This is a genomic window from Salinivibrio sp. IB868 (assembly GCF_001995655.1).
GTDB classification, from domain to species: domain Bacteria; phylum Pseudomonadota; class Gammaproteobacteria; order Enterobacterales; family Vibrionaceae; genus Salinivibrio; species Salinivibrio siamensis.
The window spans coordinates 202,975-224,398 of sequence record NZ_MUEW01000005.1; the positions used below are offsets into that span (position 1 = coordinate 202,975).

Below are 21,424 nucleotides of genomic sequence, written 5' to 3' on the forward strand. Positions count from 1 at the left end.
TGTTACTCCTTCGCTTCAACTTGTTCTGGTTTGAAGGTACGCACAATCCAAATCAAAAAGCCGATTAGGAAGAATGCAGATGGGGCCAATAGCATCATGCCGTTTGGCTGATACCAACCCCCTTCACTGACTACAGGCAGGATAGACACGCCAAAGACAGAGCCTGAGCCCAGAAGCTCGCGGAAGAAGGCAACCGTCATCAGAACGAAACCATAACCTAGTGCGTTACCCAAACCATCGATAAATGACGGCAGCGGCGACGATTTCATCGCATACGCTTCCGCGCGGCCCATCACGATACAGTTGGTAATGATAAGGCCAACAAATACCGATAGCTGCTTGGAAATATCGTAGACAAAGGCTTTGAGTGTCTGGTCAACCACGATAACCAATGACGCGATGATCGCCATTTGCACGATGATACGTACACTGTTAGGAATGTGATTGCGGATCAGCGATACGAACAAGTTAGACATGGCAGTCACGAACATCACCGCCAAGGTCATAACAAAGGCCGTTTGCATCTGCGTCGTCACCGCCAGTGCCGAACATACACCGAGAACCTGAAGGGCAATCGGGTTATTGTCTAACACCGGCGATAGCAGATTTTTCTTCAGTTCTTTCGCTTCAGCCATTGGTCAGGCCTCCCTCACGAACTTTTGCTAGGAATGGACCAAAGCCCAAATCACCTAGCCAGAAATCAAATTGTTTCTCCACACCGTTACTGGTCAGGGTTGCACCCGATAGCGCATCAATACCGTGTTCACTATCACTCGGTGCACCGCCTTTAACCACCTTGATAGCAGGCTCGCCTTGGTCGTTAAACAGCTTTTTGCCATCCCACTTCGCGCGCCATTTCGGGTTTTCAACTTCGCCACCCAAGCCCGGGGTTTCCCCTTGCTCATAATAGACGATGTCTGCCACCGTATTGCCATCGGGCTCGACCGCAACAAACGCATACATCATGCTCCAAAGACCCGAGCCTTTAACTGGCAAGATGAGACGTTGCAAATCACCTGCGTCGTTTTTCACTAAGTAGATCTTTGCGATATCAGCACGACGGCCAAAACCCGCAATGTTTTCCTCACCACTCAGTTTTCTTGACAATTCAGGGTCTTTGGCGGCTTCACGCTGATCATAGTCAGCGACTTCCTCAACATTCACCGCATCAGCGCTAACAAAGTCGCCTTTTTCTAGGCTAACTAGACGCGGCTCAATGTACTTGTTGTACGCATCGTTGATCGCACTCTTACCGCCCGACACCTCAATGCCGGCGACTGAAAGAATGTTCTTTTGTACGTCTAGCTTTGCGTTCATCTGCTGCAAAGGACGTAGCGCTACCGCTGCACCGGATACTACGATTGAGCACACCAAGCTCAACGCGATAACAACGATCAGCGTTTTCTTAATACTATCGTTACTACTTGCCATTACGAGCCAGTCTCCGTTTGATGTTGCCCTGAATCACCAAGTTATCGAACAAGGGTGCAAACAGGTTAGCGAACAGGATCGCCAGCATCATGCCTTCAGGGTATGCTGGGTTGACCACGCGAATGATCACAGCCATGGCACCGATCAATGCGCCGTACCACCACTTCGCTTTGTTAGTAAACGCGGCTGAAACGGGATCCGTTGCCATAAACATCATGCCGAATGCAAAGCCACCTAGTACCAAGTGCCAGTAAAAAGGCATGCTAAACATCGGGTTAGTGTCGGAACCAATCAGGTTAAACAGGGTTGCCGCAACGGCCATACCCAAGAAGGTACCTAAGATGATGCGCCATGAGGCAATGCGCATGTACACCAAGGCCGCACCACCAATCAAGATAGCCAAGGTTGACACTTCACCGATAGAGCCTGGGATATTACCGATAAAGGCATCCATCCAAGACATCGTTTGTCCAGTGACATTGTGTTGCAGTGCTTCTTCACCACCTGAATACCATTGGCTCAGTGCCGTTGCGCCTGAGTAGCCGTCTGCAGCTGTCCACACCAAATCGCCAGAGATCTGCGCGGGATAAGCAAAGAACAAGAACGCGCGTCCGGCAAGCGCCGGGTTCAAGAAGTTACGCCCAGTTCCCCCGAAGATTTCTTTTGCAACCACCACACCAAAGGTAATACCCAGTGCAGCCTGCCACAATGGCAAGGTTGGCGGCACGATCAGCGCAAAGAGAATCGAGGTAACGAAGAAACCTTCGTTGACTTCATGCTTACGCACGATGCAGAACAGGACTTCCCAAAAACCACCTACAATAAATACGGTGGCATAAATAGGCAGGAAGTAGGTGGCGCCTAGAATGGTTTTGGTTCCCCACCCCGCGGCGGTTAGCGGCCCCGCAATCGACTCGGTGAGCCAATAATGCCAGTTACCACTGATCACCTGTGCCAGTTGATCACCAGAATACAAGTCCATCAATCCCATGATGGCTTGGTTACCGGTGTTATACATGCCCCAGAACATCGCAGGGAACACGGCAAACCACACCATGATCATGATGCGTTTCAAATCGATGCTGTCACGTACATGCGCGCCGGCTTTGGTCACCATACCCGGGGTGTACAAAATGGTGGCGACCGCTTCGTACAGGGCAAACCATTTTTCATGTTTGCCGCCTGGCTCAAAGTGTGGCTCGATTTGCTCTAGAAAATTTTTAAGGCTCATCTGTTACCCTTCCTTCTCAATCTTTTCTAGGCTCTCGCGGAGCATTGGTCCGTACTCGTACTTGCCTGGGCAGACAAAGGTACAAAGGGCCAAATCCTCAGGATCTAACTCCAGCGCGCCCAGCTGTTGCATGCTATCTGTATCGCCAGCACAGATATCACGCAGCAGCATTGTTGGCTCGATATCTAGTGGCATTACTCGCTCATAATTACCGATTGGTACCATGGAACGATCACTGCCGTTGGTCGAGGTGGTCAAATTGAAAAGTTGGCCTTTGAATAGGTGGCCAAGGTAGGCACGCGTCACCGAGAAGCGGTTTTTACCTGGCGACAACCAACCAAACAGCTCTTTTTCGTTGCCTTCACGCAATACAGACACTTGCAGGTGGAAGCGACCCAAATAAGCATGCGGGCCAGAGGCTTTGGTTCCCGAGAGCACAGAGCCAGAAATAACACGGCTTTCACCCGCCATTAGCTCGCCATCAGTCAACTCATCAAGGTTCGCGCCTAACTGCGTGCGCACCAAGCGTGGCTTGTTAACCATCGGGCCTGCCAATGACACCACACGGTCAGTGTTGATTTCACCGGTAAGGAACAAGTGGCCAAACGCAATCACATCTTGGTAGTTCAGATGCCACACCTTTTTCTCCATGCTTGCTGAGCGCAAGTGGTGGATATGGGTGCCAACTAAGCCTGCTGGGTGAGGACCAGCGAAGACATGTTGTTCAACGTTAGGTTGCTGACTGGTGGGTAACTCAACATCCGCCTTACAGACAAACACTTTTTTGTCAGTTAAGCGGGAGAGTACATCAAGACCTGCAACGAATGCCTCTTTTTGCTCATCAATGATCACCTTCGGATCCGCGGCGAGCGGATTGGTGTCCATTGCATTTACAAAAATAGCTTCCGGCAACGCATCAATAGCGGGCGAACGGCTAAACGGGCGCGTGCGGAGCGCAGTCCACATCCCCGATTCAACCAATTGATCAACTACCGCTTGACGCTCAAGAGACGCCAGTTGCGAAGCTTCATACTTGCTGAATGTGACTTGCTCGTTACCATCGACTTCAATGACGACAGATTGAAGAACACGTTTGGCACCGCGGTTGACTTCAACCACTTTACCAGCTGCTGGAGCAGTAAATACCACACCTGGGTTTTTCTTATCTTCGAAAAGACCCTGGCCTTTTTTCACCACATCACCCACTCGCACATGCATCGTGGGGCGCATTCCAACGTACTCTTCGCCAAGCAAGGCGACTTTCTTGACAGCTGGGCCATCATTTATCACCTGAGCAGGAGTCCCAGCAATGGGGATATCCAAACCCTTTTTTATTGTAATCATACGCACTTGCACTACATTAACGGGAAAAAGAATTCTGTTATTGCGCAGTTAAAGACACGACTTTCGACTGTATGGTGGCCTGAGGGCGCACCGTCGCAACATCCTGCTAACCATAACGTTACACAAAGGTAGCCTAGGTTAGTCTTTAAGCACGGCATTCTATCACTAACCCCAGTATTGATTCTATGGGTATTGTCACTAGGGCGTGGCAATTATGCATACCTGTTCAAACAATGCTCGTTGTAAGCTCACAGTTTTACTGTTGTTTTTTTGCTCGCCTTAAGGTTACGTTCCCCGACCACACGCCCTTAGCGTTGTGTGCCAAGGGGCGCGTTGACACGATCGCCACCGATGACTTTATGTAAGAATTTGTTGCCATAACGTGAAGAATCAACACGCCTAAGCATATTGGCTAACCATTATTTCAAACCGCCACCGCGGCATGCTGGCGAATCTGGTGCTTGCGCCTGCTCTTGCCACTCTTCTGGGGTGTAAGTATGAATAGCCAATGCATGAATATCATTGGCAAGCTCGTCCGCCAAGGTGGTATTGATAGCACGATGACGCTGTATTAAACGCTTACCTTCAAACTCATCTGACACTACGACAACCTTGAAATGACTCTCTGCGCCTTCGGGCACATTGTGCATATAGCTTTCATTGCGGACATCAAGATGAACAGGCGCAAAAGCGTGTGCCAGTTTCTCTGTAATTTGCGTTTGAATTTTCATGGCTTCCCCAACCTATTAAGGGCAAGTTGCCCAGATCTTAGTCGTTATCGATAAAATTGCGAATTCAATAGCCTGATCACGTCATCATTAATGGCATACGCACCGAGTTTGAATTGCAGTTGTGGTGTGAGTGCGACAATATACGCAGTCTGTGACCTCCGACGCAAACGCTCTCATGAAAACACAACTTGCGATTCCAGGTAGCGAATCGACCCTGACATTGCACCGCTACCCACGCCGAAAAAATGAAACGCTGCAAGCGTTTGATGCAGCAGATGAATATATGGTGGAACACGCTAGCAACTGGCCATTAAAAGACGGGGCGCGGGTTTTAGTTCTCAACGATCAATTTGGCGCCTTAAGTTGTTGGGCATGCTCGCAAGGTTATGAAGTGATTCAAATCAGCGATTCTGTCGTTTCACAGCAAGCAACCACCGCAAACCTTAAGCAAAACCAGCTGCCGCCTATCCATCAACTTTCGAGCATGGAGGCGCTACCTACCGCCCTCGATGCGGTGATGATGCGGGTGCCTAAAAGCAGTAAAATGTTAGCGTGGCAACTCCAGCAACTGGCTTCTGTAACAACGCCGGCCACACGCATCCTCGCCGGTGCCAAGGCAAAAGAGATCCATACCTCGACACTGAATCAGTTTGAGCACTGGCTTGGCACCACCACCACCTCATTGGCGAAGAAAAAAGCACGTTTGATCTTTCCCACTGCGGACGCTCCTGCACAAAAACCGAACGATCCGTGCAGCTATGTCGATGTGCCTGAATTTTCGATGCGTCTGGCTAATTGGCCAAACGTTTTTTCAGCCAAAAAACTGGATATCGCGGCTTACTTAATGCTTCCGCAAATCCCAAGCTCGAACGAAGAAAGAAAAATTCTGGATCTTGGTTGTGGCAATGGTGTGCTTGCCCTGCAGGCGGCCCGCACCAATCCTCAGGCATACATTTATGCTGTCGATGAAAGCCATATGGCCGTCGCCAGTGCGCAACACAACCTTGAAAGCCATGGTATTGACCCAAGTCGCTTTGAATGTTCAGCACGGGATTGCTTGACCGATTTTGACCACACAGATATCGATCTTGTGCTGTGCAATCCACCGTTTCATCAACAACAGACCATCACTGATCATATTGCGTGGCAAATGTTTTGTGACGCAAAACGTGTTCTGACTACGAATGGAGCGCTTTTAGTCATTGGCAACCGCCATCTCGGCTATCATACTAAGCTAAAACGTCTTTTTGGTAACGTGACTGTCGTTGCGTCAAATAAAAAATTCGTTATTCTCAAGGCAGTCAACGCCCAAATTTAACAAAAGGATGCTGAACCCCATGAAGAAACTGATTATTGCCGCCGCCGTGTTGGTCCTTGCAGGCTGCTCGACACCTCGCGAGCCACAACTAACCATTGCACCGTCCCCAGCGTCATCCAATCAGCAACAGGTCAACAACCTTCCTGTGGTGGTAAAGAGTAAGGATTTACGGACGGCTCAGTTCGTCGCGGTGATTGATAGCGGTCGCTCTAATGTCAAACCTTTACATGCCAGCCAAAACTTGCGCGTGGTTCTTGAAGACACACTTTCACGCCAGCTTTCGGCACAAGGGTTCCGCGTTGTCGCAAATGGTCCTGGCATGCTCCGCCTCGATATTCTAGACGCCTTAGTCCGTGTTAAGCACACGGTGTTTAAACACGACATGGAAGCGTCCGTGCAACTGCAGCTGGTCGCTGAATCGCCTGATGGCCGCTTTGTTAAACGTTATACCGGCAAATCAACCCAGAGTGGCGTTAGCAGCGCCTCGCCTGATGATATCGAAATGGCATTAAACAACCTACTGGAAGCTGTCTTACAAGACATCGCCAATGATGAGCAGCTGCTTGATCACATGAAAGCGCACTTTTAATCATGAAGTTACGCGCACTTTTATGGGCACTTGCACTGGTCGTGGCGCCAGTGCAAGCTAATGTGATGGTAGCCGTTGAAACGACCCAGGGAGACTTTGTCTTGCAACTAAATGAGGACAAAGCCCCCAAGACGGTCAGCAACTTTTTACGCTACGTCGAGGATGGCAGTTACGTCGGCACCCAATTTCATCGGGTGATCCCACGTTTTGTGGTGCAAGGAGGCGGATTTGATAAAGACCTCAATCGCCGCCCATCCTATGAGCCAGTCGATAATGAGTCGCGCAATGGTCTGCGTAACAGTCGCGCCACTATCGCGATGGCCAGAACCCAAGATCCCGACTCTGCCACTCGCCAATTTTATATCAATGTCAGTGATAATGGCTTTTTAGATGCAACCCCAACTAAGCTGGGGTATACGGTGTTTGGCCGTGTCGTGGAAGGGTTTAACACTATCCAGGCCATGACCGAGCAGCCAACCGTTACTATCCCTAGCAAACGGATGCAGGATGTGCCGCAGCAACCGATTATTATTACCGCTATCAATCGTGTCTCAATCCCCTAGTCTTTAAGTAGGCCACCTTATTATGCAGTCATCCAAGCTAAAAACGACCTTGGCGGCCTACGCCGACCGTCGCCTGCTCTTTGTTTTTTTAATGGGGTGCTGTAGTGGTTTCCCTTGGGTATTAATTGGCTCCAACTTAAATGGTTGGCTGGCCGATGAGGGGTTATCGCGCACTGCTATTGGCCTTTTTGGCTCAGTGTTCGTGCTATACGCCGTCAACTTTTTGTGGGCGCCCCTGCTTGATAGGCTTAAAATCCCGGTACTGAATGAGAAGCTCGGCCATCGCCGCAGCTGGATTGTGGTGACACAATCACTGATGCTTTTGGCCACCTTGGCCTTGTCTCGGGTTAACATGCAAGGCCTGCAAGCGATTGACCCATGGGTCACCACCCTTGTGCTTTCATCGCTGATTTTTTCTATCGCTCTCGCGTCAGCTACACAAGACATTGCCATTGATGCCTTCCGCATCGATAACTTCGCCGAACACGAAACCGAGAAGTTTCCGCTCGCCTCGGCGATGTCAGTCATTGGTTGGTGGACAGGTTATTCCGTGCCTGGCTATATCGGTTTTATTAATGCCGATGCCATAGGGTGGAACCAAGTTTATGTGATAATGGCCGGCTTTGTCGGCTTAATGATTCTCGCGACCCTGTATGTCAAAGAGCCTGTCAGTGATCGTGAACAGCGCCAAGACAATGCCACCAAACATTATCTCAGCCAGGGCTATAGTGGCTTCCAAGCCTGGTTTGCTGTGACGGTGGTGGAACCTTTTGCCGAGTTCTTCCGTCGCAACGGCATTAATGTAGCCCTCACGCTGCTGTTGTTTGTCTTTTTGTTCAAACTGGGCGAAGCCTTTCTCGGTCGCATGTCGATCGTGTTTTACAAAGATGTCGGCTTTACCAATGAGCAAATTGGTTATTACTCCAAGCTGGTCGGCTGGGGGCTTACCGTGGTTTACACCTTGATTGGCAGCTACATTAATCTACGCTTTGGCGTGATTAAAGGGCTGTTTATTGGCGGTGTTGCCATGGCATCCAGCAACCTCATGTTCGCCTGGATTGCAATGGTCGGCCCCAACGAGCACCTGCTCCTGGGTGCCATCTTGGTGGATAACTTTACCTCGGCCTTTGCCACTATTGCATTCGTCTCTTTCTTGACCTTCTTGACCGGCCGTGCGTTTTCGGCCACCCAGTATGCACTGCTCGCGTCCTTGGGGAACCTAGGTCGCACTACGGTCGCGTCGTTCAGTGGCATGATGGTCGACTGGCTCGATAGCTGGTCAACATTTTTCGTAATAACCGCGCTAATGGTGATCCCCGGACTGGTCATGCTGATCTACATCGGTAGGCACTTTCGCCAATCACCGTCACAAAATGAAAAGCGTGCTGGACACTGCCTAAATTCCCGTCGTGACTAACCCAGAGATATCACAGTGGAGTGCAAAATTTTGCGCGCCACTGTGATTAATTCAGTAACAATGATCACATAAAACTGTCATGCAACGGTTTACAATCCGCTGCTGATCACAGCCTTTTTTTGTGTCTATGTTTATTACATTCTTTATAGTGAACTTAATCAATATACTGCGTCTATCCAATGCGCACTGCGCAACAACAAGACCCAGCAGAGGCAGTCACTATGAAAAAATCCCTACTCGCACTCGCCGTTATCGCCGCCAGCGGCGTATCCGTTGCTAACGCCGCCGATTACTCGGATGACATCTACAAAAATGATCATAAATGGCTTCAGTTTAATGCCATGTACTCGATTGATGAAAAAGTACAGTTTGGTGATGACACCGATAAAGATCATAACTATCTAGAAATGGAGTTTGGCGGCCGCAAAGGCGTGGTCGATCTCTATGGTTATGTGGATATTTTTGACTTGGCTGAAGACGACAGTGATAACAACAATAAAAAAGGTGCATCGAAAGCGTTCATGAAGTTGGCGCCGCGCTTCTCAATTGATGGCATCACCGGACAAGATTTGTCGTTTGGCCCGGTACAAGAAGTCTACTTTTCAACCCTGTTTAACTGGGGCGGTGGCGATGGTGATGTCAACAACTCGTTCTGGGGTATCGGTGCCGATGTCGAGCTGCCGTGGTTTGGTAAAGTAGGCATGAACCTTTATGGCTTGTATGACATCAATAACAAAGATTGGAATGGCTATCAATTCTCGACCAACTGGTTTAAACCTTTCCACTTTTTCGACAACGGTAGCTTCCTGTCATACCAAGGTTATATCGATTACCAATTCGGTGCCGATGACAACTTTAAAGGCAACAATCAAGCGACCCATGGCGGTGCGATGTTTAACGGCCTGTACTGGCACTCAGACAACTACGCCCTCGGTTATGGTCTAAAAGCCTATAATGATGTTTATCTTTTTGAAGATGGTAATGCCAACAATGTTGTAGGTGCAGTCGCTGACAGCTCAGGGATTTCTCACTACCTTAGCGCGACGTATAAATTCTAATCTTATCAGCGCCGGTCCCTGCCGGCGCTGTGCTCCCCGCCTTATATTGTCTATGATACACTGGCCTTTTAACCAGTAGGCGAGTGTCATGCGGATCACCTTGATAGGCGCGGGTGCGATCGGCACCTTATGGGCAGTAAAATTAAGCCAAGCTGGCCATCACGTTCATCTTATCACCCGCGATGGCGCTGATGAGCGAACGCTGAATCTTGACGGTCACTCCCTTATCTTGCCCGCCAACCAACCAGACTTACTTCGTTGCAGTGATCTTTGGCTGGTTTGCACCAAAGCCTATGACGTGCAAGCAGCCTTAACCCCGTGCTTTACTCATCTCGAGCCGGAAACCATGGTAATGCTGATGCATAATGGGATGGGACCTCACCAATGGCTCATTGATTCCCTACCTGCCAGCCAGCCGCTGCTACTCGCAACCACCTCACAAGGGGTATTTCGTACTGAAACAGGCGAATATCAACATACGGGCCATGGCCCCACGGCGCTCGGGGCAGGTAACAAAGCCGGTGAAGCCTGTCAGTTTCTTGCGGATGTGTTGGATCATGCCTTGCCGACAGCAACCTGGCAGACCAATATCATTGAATCGCTATGGTATAAACTGGCAGTCAATAGCGTCATCAACCCGCTCACCGCTTTACACGGGATCAAAAACGGTGAGCTGCTCAAGCTTGATTATGACCCTATTATTGATGCGCTGTGTCAAGAATTAGCCACTGTGATGCGGGCGGAGCGGATCCTCGCCTCTGCCACCGAGGTGCGTCAACGTGTGGAAACGGTCGCCAAGGCAACCGCTGACAACTACTCTTCAATGAATCGCGATGTGTTTTACCGTCGCCCAACAGAGCTGGAATACATTACGGGCTATGTGCTGCAACGCGCACAGGCACACCAGATCTCAACCCCACACCACCAGCAGCTCTACCAAGCCGTTCAACAAGTAGAGAGCAATAAGGAATCATCATGAGTGATAAACGAGTCCTGATTTGTATGGCCAATGGCACAGAAGAAATGGAAGCCGTGACCGCCATCGATGTGATGAAGCGTGCCGGATTTAACGTCACCGTGGCCAGCGCCGATCCGGAAGGCGCGCTCACGCTAACCTGCTCGCGTGGCGTGAAGCTAGTTTGCGACGCGGCGCTGGCGATGGTGGCCGATCAACCATTTGACTGTGTGATCTTACCCGGAGGGATTGAAGGCGCGCAGTGTTTGGGGGACAGCAACCTTGTGACTGAAATGGTTAAACAACAACAGAGCGACAATGCTTGGGTCGCTGCGATTTGTGCCGCACCAGCTTTGGTACTACAACGCCACCAGCTATTCCCACAGTCACACATGAGTTGTCACCCGAGCGTTAGCGATCAGATCCCAGAGCAATGGCTAAGCCGCCGCCGCGTGATGACCGATTATGACCACCGTTTAATTACCAGTCAGGGGCCAGGCTCGGCAATGGAGTTCGCGATTGAAATCGTTCACGTGCTCGGCGGCAAAGCCTTGGCATGGCAAGTCGCGGAGCCGATGATGCCTCTGCCTCAACTGCATTATGAGAAAAAGTTTACAGAAGGCTAGGCTCATGCAAGGCTCAAACGTAAACAGGCAGCCAAATGGCTGCCTGTTTTTATTGCGGCAAAACTGCGTTACACCCGATACACTTTGACATTCTCAAAGCCCATATCTTTAAGATACAGCGCCTGCAAGCGACTCATCACGCCTCGCTCGCAATAGAGCAAATAGGTTTTCGTTTGGTCAAGGTCGCCAAACTGGGTCGCCAGTTTAAAGAAGGGAATATGCACGACATCGACGCCTTCAATCTCAAGAGGCTTATCTTCTTGCTCTTCACGGCTGCGAATATCAAGCACTACTGCGCCGTTCTCTACCTCATTAACCAGCTCCGCTTCCGGCGCTTTTTCTTGGCTCAATGCTTCGATATCACGGATATCCATCACAGTGGCGTTATCAACCACTTGTTCTAGCAAGCTAAAATCAAATTTGGTTTCTTCGTGTTCCAGCTTAGCTTTTTCGGCTTTCACCGTTGGCTTTTTGGAAATCACGCCACAATACTCAGGCATGGTCTTGGCGAAATCTTCCGTACCAATTTTACGCGCCGTTTGAATAATGTCTTCTTTGTCCCAATTAATCAGTGGACGCAAAATCAAGCTATCGGTGACATTATCAATCATGCGCAGGTTGGTCAGTGTTTGGCTCGACACCTGTCCTAACGCCTCACCGGTCACCAGTGCCTGAATACCAAACCGTTTGGCCACCATGGCCGCCGCACGCATAAACATACGCTTAAGCACCACGCCCATTTGCGCGTTATCGATATTTTCCAGGATGTTGTTAACAACTGGCTCAAAATCAATCGAAATAAACTTCACTTTGGCCGACGAGCCAAATTTATTCCATAGGTAATGAGACACCTGCTGCACACCCGTTTCATGCGATTTTCCGCCTAGATTAAAGAAACAGTAGTGCACTTTACTGCCGCGTTTAATGTGCAAATAACTGGAAACGCCTGAATCGAACCCGCCAGAGATCAAGCTCAATACATCTTCCTGTGTACCGAGCGGAAAGCCCCCTAAGCCTGCGTGACGATGTTTCACCACGTTGAGCTTGTCGTGGTCCACTTCCATCATCACGGTGACATCCGGTTTTTTCAGTTGCACGCTGGCCGACGGGACGGCTTGGTTTAATCCGCCACCGACATAGCGCTCAAGATCGATAGAGGTAAAGTCATGCTGCCCACGACGCTTAGCGCGCACACAAAAGGTTTTGCCTTCGATTTGATGACGTACGTCCGCCAAAGTGAGCTCATAGATATGATGTAAATCGTTAAACAGGGTTTGCTCAACCTCAAGCACGGTTTGCACGCCTGGTGTGTTGGTCAGCACATCCAAAACCAATTGGCGCTCGTTAGGTTGTTTTAACGTCACCTCAATGTGATCCCGACGGTTATATACCGCCGTATTATCAGTCCGACGCTTTAAAATATTACGAATATTGCATTCGAGGATTTTTGTAAAACGCTTTCTGACTGACTCACTTTTGACGATCACCTCAGGGTGAATTTTAACGATAAACTTCATAACCGGTTCGATACAGCTGGAAACAAGGCCGCGGATTATACAATAACCAGGCTGCCGCTGAAACCGGGTATTTTTGCGTCGCTAAAAAGTGGGAGTGACCGGTGACAACTTGCCTTATCAGACAGTCAGTTATCACCGGGATAGGCCGCTAGGGGGCATTGGGGGACGCGTTCTCGGTAGAGATTTCATCCGAATAGGTGGGTTTTCCTTGGATCACAGCAATTTCCACGCGTCGGTTAGATGCACGGTTTTCCGGTGAGTTGTTCGGGGCACGCGGCTTGGTATCCGCCAGGCCTTCCACTTTCATCCTTAAATGGTTAAAACCAGGCACTTTCTCCATCTCTTGTGCCACTGACACCGCACGCTGTGCGGAGAGATCCCAATTGGATCGGTACAGCTCTGACTCCAAAGGTGTGCTGTCGGTATGTCCTGAGACTTTTATTTCCCCCGGCACGTCTTTTACCAGTTGCGCGATTTGACGCACCATGGGGCGGAACTTAGGCTGCAGAAACGCCGAGTTTTGTGGAAACGCCCCTTTTTCGCGGATCCTTATCACCAACTGTTGCCCTAAATTCTCTACTTCAACCGCGCCTTCATCGATTTCGCGTTGCAACGCCTGCATCAACGCCTTTTGCAGCTGCTCAAGTTGCTGCTGCATTCGCTGCTGCTCCAATTGTGACGCCACTTGGGCGCTGGTGCCGCCTTCCTTATCTGATGTATTGCGTTGGGAGCCGCCCGACCGATCATCTTCGCCCTCTTGAAAGTCCAAGGTGCGCTGCGTCATATCAATGGTTTGCTGCATGATGACTTCAATCGGTGTCGGCTCTGGGCGTCCCGGACGGAACTCTTGGGCAATCACACTGGTTCCTTTGGGAATGTCTTTCACCTCAAGGACATTTTGTACCCCGAAAGCGAACTTCATCGAACCGGCAATTTGCTTAAACTTAAGCACATCCATCTCTGAAAATGACAACAGAAGGACGAAAAAGCACATAAGAAGCGACATCAAGTCCGCAAACGTCCCCATCCACGGCGGTAAGCCGGGAGGCGGACATTTACATTCCTCTTCTTCTTGTTGTTGTGCCATGAAGACTCCTTAATTGGCGATCGCTGAAGCCAAAACCTCAGTCCGATTAATTATCGACATCAACCTCACGCTTACCCTCATTGAGATAGTTTTTCAAAAAGCCATCAATGACACGCGGGTTTTGTCCATCTTGAATCGCAAGTAAGCCGTCCATAATCAAGCGTCGATTCAGTTTCTCTTGCTCCTTGCGCAAGGCAAGTTTATTGGCGATGGGGGTCGCCACCATGTTGGCCAACATCGCACCGTACATGGTGGTCAACAAAGCAACCGCCATTGCAGGGCCAATCGCCTTCGGATCATCCATGTTCGATAGCATGGCCACCAGCCCTATCAAGGTCCCTATCATCCCCATCGCTGGCGCCACATCAGCCAAGGCACTGTAAAAACCGATGCCATGATCGTGGCGCTCCTCGGTAAGGTTAATATCTTTGTGCAGCGTGGCGCGAACCACGTCGGCATCATGACCATCGACGAGCAAGTCCACGCCTTTTTGCATAAACGAGTTACTGACCTCCATCTCTTCGAGCGCGAGGAAGCCACCCTTACGGGCGGCGTCAGCCATCTCAATGATTTTGGCAATCAGATCCTCGGGGTCATCAGATTTGAACATGAACGCCTTGCCTGCAATTTTAAAACAGGCAAAAAACTGTCCTACGGTGTATTTGGTGAGAACAACAAATAAACTCCCGCCAATGACGATAAGCACCGATGGCACATCAAAATACATGTTCATGGTGCCGCCCAACAGCATCGCCATTATTACGAATGCGAACGAGCCGATAATGCCGATGAGCGTCGCTATATCCACGTCAGTCTCCCTTAAATTACATCAAGTCATTGTTTTTCATTTTTTAGGGTATTGATTATATCGGCAACCAACCCTATAGGTTTAGCGTAAATACGCCGATACCAACAAGGATAACATGCCTTTTACTACGGTGGCGCCAAGCACACAAAAACACGCCGAGTGGTTTGACCGCCCTTAACCACTGAGTTACCGTCTAGCCTCTCTTTTCTAATTTTATGGCATCATGGCTGTGAAGAAACCAGAAAATATGACCTTTGAGGACACGCTCAAAGAGTTAGATAGCATTGTCGGTGCGCTAGAGTCCGGCGAACTCCCCCTCGATACCGCGATGAAACGTTTTGAACGCGGCATTGCACTCACGCGTCAAGGACAAAAAACCCTTGCAGACGCAGAGCAACGCGTCGAGATCTTGCTTTCGCAAGAAGATGATGGGCCACTGACTGAGTTTTCTCCTCAAGACGATGATTAACACTGTTGTACACGATGCGCTGCGCGAAACGCAAACCCGAAGTAATCAACAACTCGAAGCGTGGCTTGATACCTTATCCTCTCAAGATCAACCGCTTATCCAGGCAATGCGCCATGGTTTGCTCTTGGGTGGTAAACGCATTCGCCCCTTTCTAACCTATGCCACAGGGCAGTTGTTTGGTGTGCCACTTGCGCAAATTGATACACCGGCTGTCGCCGTGGAGTGTATTCACGCCTACTCGTTGATTCATGATGATTTGCCTGCCATGGATAACGACAGTTTGCGACGCGGGCAGCCAACCTGTCATGTCGCCTTTGATGAAGCGACCGCGATTTTGGCCGGTGACGCGTTACAAACACTGGCCTTTACCGTGCTGGCTGAAGGCGAACTCAATCCAGCGGCCGAACCTTACCGTATACATATGGTGAAAACCTTGGCTACGGCCAGCGGTGCTGCGGGTATGTGCCTAGGACAATCATTAGATTTAGCCGCGGAGGGACGTGCTGTTGATCTTGAAGCACTCAAACGCATTCACCACAATAAAACCGGTGCATTGATCAAAGGGGCGGTGAGGCTCGGTGCTTATGCCGCTGGCGAGTCCGGCGTGCGCCATTTAAGTGCGCTTGATCGCTTTGCTGACGCCATCGGTCTCGCGTTTCAAGTTCAAGACGACATTTTGGACATTACCAGCGATACCCAAACACTGGGTAAGCCACAAGGGTCAGACGTAAACGCAGATAAAAGTACCTACCCGGCATTGCTGGGGCTGGCCGGTGCACAAGAAAAAGCCGAACAACTTTACCGAGAGGCACTACACGCCTTGGAGGCAATCCCCTACAATACCGAACAATTGGAAGTTTTTGCCCGATATATCATCGAGCGCAACAACTAGCATGATTAATAAAAGCGCCGAACCATTATGACACTGGATATATCAAAATACCCCACTCTCGCTCTTGCTGATACGCCGGAAGAGTTGCGTACCTTACCACGCGATCACCTGCCGCAGCTTTGTGAAGAGTTACGTACCTATTTACTCAACACGGTCAGTCACTCAAGTGGCCACTTTGCCTCTGGGCTAGGTACCGTGGAGCTGACTGTGGCGCTGCACTATGTGTATAACACGCCCTTCGATCACCTCGTTTGGGACGTAGGGCACCAAGCCTATCCGCACAAGATCCTGACTGGACGACGTGAGCGCATGCAAACTATCCGGAAAAAAGACGGTTTGCACCCCTTTCCGTGGCGCGGAGAAAGCCCCTACGATGTGCTGTCGGTTGGTCATTCCTCAACGTCCATCAGCGCCGCGCTCGGTATGGCCATTAGTGCGCAAAAAGAGGGGCAGAATCGACGTGTAGTCAGTGTGATAGGCGATGGCGCAATCACCGCTGGGATGGCATTTGAAGCCATGAACCATGCCGGCGATATCAAACCCGATATGCTCGTGGTACTCAACGACAACGAGATGTCCATTTCTGAAAACGTCGGCGCGCTGAATAATCACTTTGCCCAACTCCTCTCTGGCAATGTCTACACCAGTATTCGTGAAGGCGGTAAGAAAGTATTGTCGGGCGCGCCACCAATTAAAGAGTTAGTGCGCCGCGCGGAAGAGCACCTTAAAGGCATGGTTGTCCCAGGCACCATGTTTGAAGAGCTGGGCTTTAACTACATTGGCCCGATTGATGGCCACGATGTCGAAGAGTTAGTCAAAACCCTCAAAAACATGCGCCATTTAAAAGGGCCGCAGTTTTTGCACGTCATGACCAAAAAAGGCAAAGGGTACGAGCCGGCGGAAAAAGATCCGATTGGGTACCATGCCGTGCCTAAGTTTGATCCCAGTGTACACACGCTGCCTAAATCCAAGCCAGCGAGCCCAACGTTTTCTAATGTGTTCGGCGACTGGCTATGTGATATGGCGGCGCAAGATGACAAGTTACTCGCGATTACGCCAGCCATGCGCGAAGGCTCCGGCATGGTGCGCTTTTCTAAAACGCACCCAGACAAATATTTTGATGTCGCCATTGCTGAGCAGCACTCAGTGACGCTGGCTGCAGGCATGGCAATCGGTACCTACCACCCTGTGGTGGCCATTTATTCGACCTTCCTACAGCGCGCCTATGATCAAGTCATTCACGATGTCGCGATCATGAATTTACCCGTGCTGTTTGCCATTGACCGTGGCGGGATTGTTGGCGCAGATGGCCAAACCCACCAAGGCGCTTTTGATTTAAGCTATTTACGCTGTGTCCCCAACTTGGTGGTGATGACGCCAAGTGATGAAAACGAGTGTCGCCAAATGCTGTATACCGGCCATATTCATAATGGGCCAGCGGCGGTGCGCTATCCTCGCGGCAGTGGTATCGGTGCAGAGATTGAACAGAAGATGCAAGCGATGCCGATTGGCAAAGGCGTGATCAAACGTCGGGGAACACGGTTAGCCATCCTCAACTTTGGTACCTTATTGCCGCATGCTCAGGAAGCAGCAGACGAGCTGGATGCCACCTTGGTTGATATGCGCTTTGCTAAACCTTTAGATGAAGCGCTGCTACTCGACATGGCCAAGACGCATGACTGCCTGGTCACCGTGGAAGAAAATGCGATCGCAGGTGGTGCAGGCTCCGGGGTGATTGAAGCGATGATGCGCCATGGGGTTATCAAGCCTGTACGGCAAATCGGTTTACCCGATCGCTTTATCTCTCAAGGCACCCAGCAAGAAGTGCACGCCGAGCTTGAGCTCGATGGCCCCGGCATTAAGGCTCAAATTCAGCGTTACTTGGCCACGTTGGCTGAATAGGGGCGTTGACTGCGTAGAGGCGTCGTTTTTGCAACACGAGTCAGGCGCTATCTTCTGGTATGAAAAAACCCGCTACCAATGAGCGGGTTTTTTATGCTTCAGCGGACATTGACGCAGTGGCTTAGCCCGCTCACGCACGCTTACTTGGTACCAAAAATCTTATCACCGGCATCACCAAGCCCAGGTACAATGTACCCTTTGTCATCCAGCTTTTCATCGATAGCCGCCGTATAAAGCTCAATATCAGGATGCGCTTTTTTCAATGCCTCAATCCCTTCTGGGGCAGAGACCAATACCAAGACTTTGATCTGCTGACAGCCCTGCTCTTTGAGCAAGTCGATAGTCGCAATCATCGACCCCCCCGTGGCCAACATCGGATCCACAACCAAGGCCATGCGCTCGTCGATATTACTGGCTAGTTTATGAAAGTAAGGGACAGGCTCTAGGGTTTCTTCATCGCGATACACACCGACGACACTGATGCGCGCACCTGGGACATGCTCAAGCACCCCATCCATCATGCCCAAGCCTGCACGCAAAATAGGCACCACGGTGACTTTTTTGCCTTTGATTTGATCGACATTAACTGGGCCATCCCAGCCATCAATCGTTACTGTTTCTGTATCGAAGTCAGACGTCGCTTCATAAGTCAGCAGACTGCCCACTTCGGTCGCAAGCTCGCGAAACCGTTTGGTGCTAATATCTCGCTCGCGCATCAAGCCGATTTTATGTTTGACTAACGGGTGCCTTACTTCCACGACCTTCATCTTAGACTCCTTACAAAAAACAAATTCTCGGTAGTATACATGAAAGGTTTTTGCTAGCGTAGGCTTAGGGCTTGACATATCGCCCAGATTCTCGCCAAACAGCCTACGCAAACGTTTTCCTTTCTCTGAATCCACTGATAGAATAGCGCCGACTTTTGACTTCCAACTCCGGCGAGGAATTGCAGTGAGCGGTAAACAATCATCTCTTAGCTATAAGGACGCTGGTGTCGATATTGACGCTGGTAACGCACTAGTCGACCGCATTAAAGGGGTAGTAAAACAAACGCACCGGCCCGAAGTCATGGGAGGCCTAGGAGGCTTTGGCGCGCTTTGTTCATTGCCAACCAAATACAAAGAACCGGTATTGGTCTCTGGTACAGACGGCGTAGGTACCAAGCTGCGCTTAGCACTGGATGCGAATAAACACGATACTATCGGCATCGATCTGGTTGCAATGTGCGTTAACGATCTGATCGTGCAAGGTGCTGAGCCTCTCTTTTTCCTCGACTACTATGCAACAGGCAAGTTGGATGTTGACGTCGCGGCGGACGTTGTGACGGGTATCGCCCAAGGCTGTCAGCAAGCAGGTTGCGCCCTTATCGGCGGCGAGACCGCGGAAATGCCTGGCATGTACAGCGGCGATGATTACGATGTGGCTGGTTTTTGTGTCGGTGTTGCCGAGAAGTCTGCCATCATTGATGGGAGCCAAGTCAGCGATGGCGACGTCTTGATTGGCCTTGCGTCTAGTGGCCCGCATTCAAACGGCTACTCGCTGATCCGAAAGATCCTCGAAATCAGTCAAGCAAACCTGAGTGACGACCTAGAAGGCCAACCACTCATCGATCACTTGCTAGCCCCGACCCGCATTTACGTCAAATCGGTATTAGCCCTGCTTGAGCAAATCCCCGTTCACGCGATTTCTCATATCACAGGTGGCGGCTTTTGGGAGAACATCCCCCGCGTATTGCCCGATGGAGCCAAGGCGGTGATCGACAACACCAGTTGGCAATGGCCGGCTGTGTTTAACTGGTTGCAAGAAAAAGGCAACGTCAGTGACTATGAAATGCTACGCACCTTTAACTGTGGTGTGGGACTTGTGATTGCACTCCCTCAGGCTGAAGCTGACAAAGCGATTACCCTGTTAAATCAAGCGGGCGAAACCGCCTGGCAACTGGGCCATATTGCTCACGCGACGGGCGACGACGCACAGGTGGAGCTGAAAGCATGAAGCGCATTGTCGTCTTGATTTCCGGCAGCGGTTCCAATTTGCAAGCATTGATTGATAACATTCACGCGCAGCACGCGAACATTGTCGCCGTGATTGCCAATAAAGCTGACGCCTATGGGCTCACGCGTGCCAAGCACGCGGGGATACCGGATCAAGTGGTTGCCAACACCGATTATGCTAGCCGGGAAGAGTATGATGCGGCGCTTATTCGAGCGCTAGATGCCTATCAGCCCGACCTCGTCGTACTGGCGGGTTTTATGCGTATTTTAACCCCAGGTTTCGTTGCCCACTATGCGGGGCGAATGCTCAACATTCACCCCTCCCTGCTCCCCAAGTACACAGGACTGCATACCCACCAGCGTGCGATTGATGCTGGCGATACCGAGCATGGTACATCGGTGCATTTTGTCACTGAAGAGCTCGACGGTGGCCCCGTGATACTCCAAGCTCGTGTACCTATTTTTGAGGACGACGACGCAGAGTCTGTCGCCGCGCGCGTCCAACAACAAGAGCACAGGATCTACCCACTGGTGGTCAAGTGGTTTGTCGATGGCCGCCTGAAGATGATGGAAGATCACGCTTGGCTTGATGGTCAGGCACTCGGCCACGCCGGCTATGCCGCAGACGCGTAGCTCGTATAGACACTGACAACATAAAATAAGGCGCATTCGCGCCTTTTTTATTCGCTAAGATACCGATGTGTGATTGGCGCAATACACCTCGCCAAAGTGAAACACACAATATTCCCCTTCAGCCATTTTATGCCAGCGCTCGTTGTTGGTAAGGGGTTGCGTGGCAATCACGGTCACCACATCGTTAGGCGTGGTTTGCTCATGAAAATCGACCGTCATCTCTTGGTCGATCAGGCTAGCTTTTCCAAACGGAGCGCGACGCGTGATCCAATGGAGGTTATTGGTACAATACGCCATGACATAGTCGCCATCGCTAAACAGCATGTTGTAGACACCCAACGCGCGCAGGCGATCACAGCGTGAAGCGATAAAGTCAAACACCTCACACATATTGTCTGGCTGTTGCGGATAGTGCTTAAACAACTCATTCAATAACCAACAAAACGCTTTCTCACTGTCCGTTTCCCCGACAGGCTTAAAGTGGCCAGTATCCAGGCTCTCAAACCCAGATAACTGCCCATTGTGAGCAAACGTCCAATAACGCCCCCAGATCTCACGAGTGAAAGGATGTGTGTTTTCTAAGCTGATCCCACCTCGATTTGCTTGGCGAATATGGCTAACCACCGCACAGCTTTTTATCGGATAACTGGTGACCAGCTCTGCGACCTTGGATTGGCTACTGGGTGCCGGATCTTTAAAGGTGCGAAACCCTTTGCCTTCATAAAAGGTGATCCCCCAGCCATCGCGATGCGGGCCCGTTTTACCGCCGCGCTGAATCAAGCCAGTAAAGCTAAAACAAATATCGGTTGGGACGTTGGCACTCATGCCAAGCAGCTCGCACATTCTTTCATCTACCTCC

The 21,424-nt window shown here is 50.5% G+C and carries 22 protein-coding genes; 12 read left to right on the forward strand and 10 right to left on the reverse strand.

The window, feature by feature from the left end:
* Positions 1–2: 2 nt before the first annotated feature.
* The 5 genes from BZG20_RS07685 to bolA all read right to left on the reverse strand — a co-directional run bounded on the left by BZG20_RS07685 (position 3) and on the right by bolA (position 4,737).
* Positions 3–635 (reverse strand): NADH:ubiquinone reductase (Na(+)-transporting) subunit D, encoded by a 633-nt coding sequence (locus BZG20_RS07685; protein ID WP_046073753.1) that lies wholly within the window; start codon positions 633–635, stop codon positions 3–5.
* On the reverse strand, positions 628–1,431 hold the full coding sequence (locus BZG20_RS07690) for a Na(+)-translocating NADH-quinone reductase subunit C (RefSeq protein ID WP_077578617.1): 804 nt from the start codon (positions 1,429–1,431) through the stop codon (positions 628–630). The genes BZG20_RS07685 and BZG20_RS07690 overlap by 8 nt, the downstream gene beginning before the upstream one ends.
* Positions 1,421–2,662 (reverse strand): NADH:ubiquinone reductase (Na(+)-transporting) subunit B, encoded by a 1,242-nt coding sequence (locus BZG20_RS15915; protein WP_046073755.1) that lies wholly within the window; start codon positions 2,660–2,662, stop codon positions 1,421–1,423. The genes BZG20_RS07690 and BZG20_RS15915 overlap by 11 nt, the downstream gene beginning before the upstream one ends.
* Before the next feature lie 3 nt (positions 2,663–2,665).
* Positions 2,666–4,006 carry a Na(+)-translocating NADH-quinone reductase subunit A gene (locus tag BZG20_RS15920; protein WP_108743429.1) on the reverse strand — a complete coding sequence of 447 codons (1,341 nt, stop codon included), beginning with the start codon at positions 4,004–4,006 and terminating at the stop codon, positions 2,666–2,668.
* Positions 4,007–4,425: 419 nt separating this feature from the next.
* Positions 4,426–4,737: a transcriptional regulator BolA gene (gene bolA, locus BZG20_RS07700; RefSeq protein WP_077578618.1), complete on the reverse strand. Its 312-nt coding sequence runs from the start codon at positions 4,735–4,737 to the stop codon at positions 4,426–4,428.
* 175 nt (positions 4,738–4,912) lie between these two features.
* Here bolA and BZG20_RS07705 point away from each other — a divergent pair, with 175 nt between their 5' ends.
* The 7 genes from BZG20_RS07705 to BZG20_RS07735 all read left to right on the forward strand — a co-directional run bounded on the left by BZG20_RS07705 (position 4,913) and on the right by BZG20_RS07735 (position 11,263).
* Complete coding sequence (locus tag BZG20_RS07705; protein ID WP_077578619.1) at positions 4,913–6,055, forward strand: methyltransferase; 1,143 nt, start codon at positions 4,913–4,915, stop codon at positions 6,053–6,055.
* A gap of 19 nt (positions 6,056–6,074) precedes the next feature.
* Positions 6,075–6,644: a YajG family lipoprotein gene (locus BZG20_RS07710; protein ID WP_046073758.1), complete on the forward strand. Its 570-nt coding sequence runs from the start codon at positions 6,075–6,077 to the stop codon at positions 6,642–6,644.
* Between the two features lie 2 nt (positions 6,645–6,646).
* Positions 6,647–7,207 carry a peptidylprolyl isomerase gene (locus tag BZG20_RS07715; protein WP_077578620.1) on the forward strand — a complete coding sequence of 187 codons (561 nt, stop codon included), beginning with the start codon at positions 6,647–6,649 and terminating at the stop codon, positions 7,205–7,207.
* 22 nt (positions 7,208–7,229) lie between these two features.
* Positions 7,230–8,624, forward strand: a complete 1,395-nt coding sequence (locus BZG20_RS07720) for an MFS transporter (protein ID WP_077578621.1) — start codon at positions 7,230–7,232, stop codon at positions 8,622–8,624.
* Between the two features lie 221 nt (positions 8,625–8,845).
* Positions 8,846–9,682, forward strand: coding sequence for an outer membrane protein OmpK (locus BZG20_RS07725; RefSeq protein WP_077578639.1), 837 nt, complete (start codon positions 8,846–8,848; stop codon positions 9,680–9,682).
* An 88-nt stretch (positions 9,683–9,770) separates the two neighbouring features.
* Positions 9,771–10,661 carry a 2-dehydropantoate 2-reductase gene (locus BZG20_RS07730; RefSeq protein ID WP_077578622.1) on the forward strand — a complete coding sequence of 297 codons (891 nt, stop codon included), beginning with the start codon at positions 9,771–9,773 and terminating at the stop codon, positions 10,659–10,661.
* Positions 10,658–11,263, forward strand: coding sequence for a DJ-1 family glyoxalase III (locus BZG20_RS07735; RefSeq protein WP_077578623.1), 606 nt, complete (start codon positions 10,658–10,660; stop codon positions 11,261–11,263). The genes BZG20_RS07730 and BZG20_RS07735 overlap by 4 nt, the downstream gene beginning before the upstream one ends.
* Before the next feature lie 68 nt (positions 11,264–11,331).
* On the opposite strand, the gene thiI is transcribed toward BZG20_RS07735, so the two are convergent.
* The 3 genes from thiI to pomA form a co-directional block, all read right to left on the reverse strand.
* The gene (gene thiI, locus BZG20_RS07740) at positions 11,332–12,780 is read right to left on the reverse strand and encodes a tRNA uracil 4-sulfurtransferase ThiI (RefSeq protein WP_077578624.1); all 1,449 of its coding nucleotides are present in this window, start codon (positions 12,778–12,780) and stop codon (positions 11,332–11,334) included.
* A gap of 148 nt (positions 12,781–12,928) precedes the next feature.
* The gene (locus BZG20_RS07745; protein WP_077578625.1) at positions 12,929–13,867 is read right to left on the reverse strand and encodes a flagellar motor protein MotB; all 939 of its coding nucleotides are present in this window, start codon (positions 13,865–13,867) and stop codon (positions 12,929–12,931) included.
* A 46-nt stretch (positions 13,868–13,913) separates the two neighbouring features.
* Complete coding sequence (gene pomA / locus BZG20_RS07750; RefSeq protein ID WP_046073765.1) at positions 13,914–14,675, reverse strand: flagellar motor protein PomA; 762 nt, start codon at positions 14,673–14,675, stop codon at positions 13,914–13,916.
* A gap of 223 nt (positions 14,676–14,898) precedes the next feature.
* Between pomA and xseB the strand changes: the two genes are divergently transcribed.
* Genes xseB through dxs form a run of 3 tightly spaced genes read left to right on the forward strand, consistent with a single transcriptional unit; the run spans position 14,899 to position 17,938 of the window.
* Positions 14,899–15,144, forward strand: a complete 246-nt coding sequence (gene xseB, locus BZG20_RS07755) for an exodeoxyribonuclease VII small subunit (RefSeq protein ID WP_046073766.1) — start codon at positions 14,899–14,901, stop codon at positions 15,142–15,144.
* Positions 15,137–16,036: a (2E,6E)-farnesyl diphosphate synthase gene (gene ispA, locus BZG20_RS07760; RefSeq protein ID WP_046073767.1), complete on the forward strand. Its 900-nt coding sequence runs from the start codon at positions 15,137–15,139 to the stop codon at positions 16,034–16,036. The genes xseB and ispA overlap by 8 nt, the downstream gene beginning before the upstream one ends.
* Before the next feature lie 27 nt (positions 16,037–16,063).
* On the forward strand, positions 16,064–17,938 hold the full coding sequence (gene dxs, locus BZG20_RS07765; protein ID WP_046073768.1) for a 1-deoxy-D-xylulose-5-phosphate synthase: 1,875 nt from the start codon (positions 16,064–16,066) through the stop codon (positions 17,936–17,938).
* A 140-nt stretch (positions 17,939–18,078) separates the two neighbouring features.
* Here dxs and upp read toward each other — a convergent pair whose 3' ends face one another.
* Positions 18,079–18,705 carry a uracil phosphoribosyltransferase gene (gene upp / locus BZG20_RS07770; RefSeq protein ID WP_046073769.1) on the reverse strand — a complete coding sequence of 209 codons (627 nt, stop codon included), beginning with the start codon at positions 18,703–18,705 and terminating at the stop codon, positions 18,079–18,081.
* Positions 18,706–18,889: 184 nt separating this feature from the next.
* Here upp and purM point away from each other — a divergent pair, with 184 nt between their 5' ends.
* On the forward strand, positions 18,890–19,933 hold the full coding sequence (gene purM / locus BZG20_RS07775; RefSeq protein WP_077578626.1) for a phosphoribosylformylglycinamidine cyclo-ligase: 1,044 nt from the start codon (positions 18,890–18,892) through the stop codon (positions 19,931–19,933).
* Entirely contained in the window at positions 19,930–20,565 is a 636-nt protein-coding gene (purN, locus tag BZG20_RS07780) for a phosphoribosylglycinamide formyltransferase (RefSeq protein ID WP_077578627.1), read from the forward strand. Before purM ends, purN begins: the two co-directional genes overlap by 4 nt.
* Before the next feature lie 54 nt (positions 20,566–20,619).
* On the opposite strand, the gene BZG20_RS07785 is transcribed toward purN, so the two are convergent.
* Positions 20,620–21,408 (reverse strand): class II glutamine amidotransferase, encoded by a 789-nt coding sequence (locus BZG20_RS07785; protein WP_046073772.1) that lies wholly within the window; start codon positions 21,406–21,408, stop codon positions 20,620–20,622.
* Positions 21,409–21,424: the final 16 nt, after the last annotated feature.

Coding starts and splice junctions, on each gene's coding strand:
- BZG20_RS07685 (WP_046073753.1), bottom strand. CDS start 635: ATGGCTGAAGCGAAAGAACTGAAGAAAAATCTGCTATCGCCGGTGTTA.
- BZG20_RS07690 (WP_077578617.1), bottom strand. CDS start 1,431: ATGGCAAGTAGTAACGATAGTATTAAGAAAACGCTGATCGTTGTTATC.
- BZG20_RS15915 (WP_046073755.1), bottom strand. CDS start 2,662: ATGAGCCTTAAAAATTTTCTAGAGCAAATCGAGCCACACTTTGAGCCA.
- BZG20_RS15920 (WP_108743429.1), bottom strand. CDS start 4,006: ATGATTACAATAAAAAAGGGTTTGGATATCCCCATTGCTGGGACTCCT.
- bolA (WP_077578618.1), bottom strand. CDS start 4,737: ATGAAAATTCAAACGCAAATTACAGAGAAACTGGCACACGCTTTTGCG.
- BZG20_RS07705 (WP_077578619.1), top strand. CDS start 4,913: ATGAAAACACAACTTGCGATTCCAGGTAGCGAATCGACCCTGACATTG.
- BZG20_RS07710 (WP_046073758.1), top strand. CDS start 6,075: ATGAAGAAACTGATTATTGCCGCCGCCGTGTTGGTCCTTGCAGGCTGC.
- BZG20_RS07715 (WP_077578620.1), top strand. CDS start 6,647: ATGAAGTTACGCGCACTTTTATGGGCACTTGCACTGGTCGTGGCGCCA.
- BZG20_RS07720 (WP_077578621.1), top strand. CDS start 7,230: ATGCAGTCATCCAAGCTAAAAACGACCTTGGCGGCCTACGCCGACCGT.
- BZG20_RS07725 (WP_077578639.1), top strand. CDS start 8,846: ATGAAAAAATCCCTACTCGCACTCGCCGTTATCGCCGCCAGCGGCGTA.
- BZG20_RS07730 (WP_077578622.1), top strand. CDS start 9,771: ATGCGGATCACCTTGATAGGCGCGGGTGCGATCGGCACCTTATGGGCA.
- BZG20_RS07735 (WP_077578623.1), top strand. CDS start 10,658: ATGAGTGATAAACGAGTCCTGATTTGTATGGCCAATGGCACAGAAGAA.
- thiI (WP_077578624.1), bottom strand. CDS start 12,780: ATGAAGTTTATCGTTAAAATTCACCCTGAGGTGATCGTCAAAAGTGAG.
- BZG20_RS07745 (WP_077578625.1), bottom strand. CDS start 13,867: ATGGCACAACAACAAGAAGAAGAGGAATGTAAATGTCCGCCTCCCGGC.
- xseB (WP_046073766.1), top strand. CDS start 14,899: ATGGCTGTGAAGAAACCAGAAAATATGACCTTTGAGGACACGCTCAAA.
- ispA (WP_046073767.1), top strand. CDS start 15,137: ATGATTAACACTGTTGTACACGATGCGCTGCGCGAAACGCAAACCCGA.
- dxs (WP_046073768.1), top strand. CDS start 16,064: ATGACACTGGATATATCAAAATACCCCACTCTCGCTCTTGCTGATACG.
- upp (WP_046073769.1), bottom strand. CDS start 18,705: ATGAAGGTCGTGGAAGTAAGGCACCCGTTAGTCAAACATAAAATCGGC.
- purN (WP_077578627.1), top strand. CDS start 19,930: ATGAAGCGCATTGTCGTCTTGATTTCCGGCAGCGGTTCCAATTTGCAA.
- BZG20_RS07785 (WP_046073772.1), bottom strand. CDS start 21,408: ATGTGCGAGCTGCTTGGCATGAGTGCCAACGTCCCAACCGATATTTGT.